Genomic DNA, 3,200 nt, shown 5'->3' with positions numbered 1-3,200 from the left:
TTCATGTAGAACCTCCTGCGTTCAAGATACGAGAAAATTCTACTTATGAGCACCTCAGTTTTTCGGGGGGATTACCGATCCGCACAGGAGTGATCATCGTTGTTTTATCAGCATTTATTGCTTACACAGGGAAGTGGGCCAATCCTTTTGGTCTAACACCAGAGACTTGGATTTTTCTTACTCTGTCAGGTTTAGCAACAGGCGTTTCTTGGGTCTGTTACTTTCGAGCACTCAAGATTGGTGAGGCTTTTAAGGTTGCCCCAGTAGACAAGCTCAGCCTTGTCCTGGTTGCTATTTTTGCTTTCACTTTCCTTGGTGAACGACCATCGGTCAGAGAATGGCTGGGCATTGGCATGATCGCTGGCGGTGTCTTGCTATTGGCTTTCAAGCGATAGAAAGCTGAACGAAGCGCATCTTAAGACTTCCTTAATTTTAGCTGTGTATCATTTCGGATAAGACATTTGTGATTAAGATCGCATTTTTATCAGTAAATGACAAAATGCCGCTTAAGCTCACGTACAGCTTTGTTACCATTCATTTTCAACATAAAGACAAGATGTCTCGTTAGAAAGTGATTGTTGGACTATTAATGGAGTAAGTATGCCTTCCCTTATAAAAATAAAAATTGTTCCGCTTATGTTCTTTTTGGCACTGTATTTTGCATTTATGCTGAACTGGCGTGGAGTTCTCCATTTTTACGAAATCCTTTACAAATTAGAAGATTTTAAGTTTGGTTTCGCCATTTCATTACCAATATTGCTTGTTGCAGCGCTTAACTTTGTATTTGTTCCATTTTCGATACGGTATTTAATAAAGCCTTTTTTTGCACTTCTTATCGCACTTAGTGCAATCGTTAGTTACACAATGATGAAGTATAGAGTCTTGTTTGATCAAAACATGATTCAGAATATTTTTGAAACCAATCAAAATGAGGCGTTAGCATATTTAAGCTTACCAATAATAGTATGGGTTACTATTGCTGGTTTTATCCCTGCCATTTTACTTTTCTTTGTTGAAATTGAATATGAGGAAAAATGGTTCAAAGGGATTCTAACTCGTGCCCTATCGATGTTTGCATCACTTATAGTGATTGCGGTTATTGCAGCACTATACTATCAAGATTATGTGTCAGTGGGGCGCAACAATTCAAACCTCCAGCGTGAGATTGTTCCAGCCAATTTCGTTAATAGTACCGTTAAATACGTTTACAATCGTTATCTTGCTGAACCAATCCCATTTACAACTTTAGGTGATGATGCAAAACGGGATACTAATCAAAGTAAGCCCACGTTGATGTTTCTGGTCGTTGGTGAAACCGCTCGTGGTAAAAATTTCTCGATGAATGGCTATGAGAAAGACACCAATCCATTTACCAGTAAATCTGGTGGCGTGATCTCCTTTAATGATGTTCGTTCGTGTGGGACTGCAACCGCTGTATCTGTCCCCTGCATGTTTTCCAATATGGGGAGAAAGGAGTTTGATGATAATCTCGCTCGTAATAGCGAGGGTTTGTTAGATGTGTTGCAGAAAACGGGGGTCTCCATTTTTTGGAAGGAGAACGATGGCGGCTGCAAAGGCGTCTGCGACCGAGTTCCTAACATCGAGATCAAACCGAAGGATTACCCAAAGTTCTGCGATAAAAACACATGCTATGACGAGGTTGTCCTTCAAGAGCTCGACAGTGAAATTGCTCAAATGAAAGGGGATAAGCTGGTTGGCTTCCACCTGATAGGTAGCCATGGCCCAACCTACTACAAACGCTACCCTGATGCTCATCGTCAGTTCACTCCTGACTGTCCACGCAGTGATATTGAAAACTGCACAGATGAAGAGCTCACCAACACCTATGACAACACCATCCGCTACACCGATTTCGTGATTGCAGAGATGATTGCCAAGTTGAAAACCTACGAAGATAAGTACAACACCGCGTTGCTCTACGTCTCCGATCATGGTGAATCACTGGGAGCATTAGGGCTTTACCTGCACGGTACACCGTACAAGTTTGCACCGGATGATCAGACCCGTGTTCCTATGCAGGTGTGGATGTCACCTGGTTTCATCAAAGAAAAAGGCATGAATATGGAATGTTTGCAGAAAAATGCCGCAGCCAATCGCTATTCTCATGACAACATATTTTCTTCTGTCCTGGGAATATGGGATGTGAAGACGGCTATCTACGAACAAGAATTAGATATCTTTAAGCAATGTCGGAATAATTGAGTTGCGAATCGTTGATATTTTAATGAAGTGGTTTTTATAGAAATAGACGTTTAACAGGTAATTGTTATGTTTTCAGCTGTCAGAATAAAAGTTGTTCCATTTGTACTGCTATTGGCTTTGGTATTCGCATTTTTGCTGAACTGGCCCGTTCTGCTCCATTTCTATGACATATTGTCTAACATCGAGCACTTCAAAATAGGGTTTGTAGTTTCAATCCCATTCCTACTTGTTGCTGCATTAAACTTCGTCTTCATGCCATTCTCGATCCGCTTTCTGATGAAGCCGTTCTTTGCATTCCTGTTTGTTACAGGTTCTATCGCCAGTTACACCATGATGAAATATCGTGTGTTGTTTGATGGTGATATGATCCAGAATATATTTGAAACAAACCAAAGCGAAGCTTTTGCATACGTTAACGCTCCAATAATAATCTGGGTTATTTTGACCGGTTTGTTACCCGCAGCATTGATATTTTTTGTGAAAATTGAGTATGCATCTACCTGGTACAAAGGTATCGCCCAGCGATTGTTATCTATGTTTTTCTCTTTGGTAATAGTTGGGATAATTGCTGCCTTGTACTACCAAGATTACGCATCAATTGGTCGTAACAATCAGACTCTAAATCGTGAAATCGTTCCAGCTAACTTCATGTATAGCACCAGTAAGTACCTGTATAGACGCTATATGGCAGAGCCCATCCCTTTTGTTACTTTAGGTGATGATGCCACACGGGTTACGAAAAAGGACAAACCAACATTGATGTTCCTGGTTGTTGGTGAGACTGCTCGTGGTAAGAACTTTTCAATGAATGGCTATGAGAAAGATACCAACCCATTCACAAGTAAGTCTGGTGGTGTGATCTCCTTTAACGATGTCCGCTCCTGCGGGACAGCAACCGCTGGGTAATCCCCCCGAAAAACTGAGGTGCTCATAAGTAGAATTTTCTCGTATCTTGAACGCAGGAGGTTCTACATGAA

2 protein-coding genes and 1 pseudogene are annotated in these 3,200 nt (G+C 41.2%); all 3 read left to right on the top strand.

Annotation, left to right across the window (positions count from 1 at the left end):
• Nucleotides 1-395 (top strand): EamA family transporter (locus tag PG897_RS22380; RefSeq protein ID WP_270829433.1); only part of this gene is annotated, 395 nt, incomplete at its 5' end.
• 205 nt (nt 396-600) lie between these two features.
• A complete protein-coding gene (locus tag PG897_RS22375) occupies nt 601-2,223 on the top strand; it encodes a phosphoethanolamine--lipid A transferase MCR-3.16 (RefSeq protein WP_111273845.1) in 1,623 nt (540 codons plus the stop codon).
• A 66-nt stretch (nt 2,224-2,289) separates the two neighbouring features.
• A pseudogene (locus PG897_RS22370) lies at nt 2,290-3,123 on the top strand (phosphoethanolamine transferase); the annotation flags it as partial.
• Nucleotides 3,124-3,200: the final 77 nt, after the last annotated feature.

The sequence above is a fragment of the Aeromonas sp. QDB20 genome (assembly GCF_027707805.1).
Lineage (GTDB): Bacteria > Pseudomonadota > Gammaproteobacteria > Enterobacterales > Aeromonadaceae > Aeromonas > Aeromonas dhakensis.
Note: the sequence above shows the minus strand (reverse complement) of the source record. Positions and strands in the feature narration are given on the sequence as shown.

Excerpts from the sequence above, each read along its gene's own strand:
- PG897_RS22375 (WP_111273845.1), top strand. The coding sequence starts at position 601 with ATGCCTTCCCTTATAAAAATAAAAATTGTTCCGCTTATGTTCTTTTTG.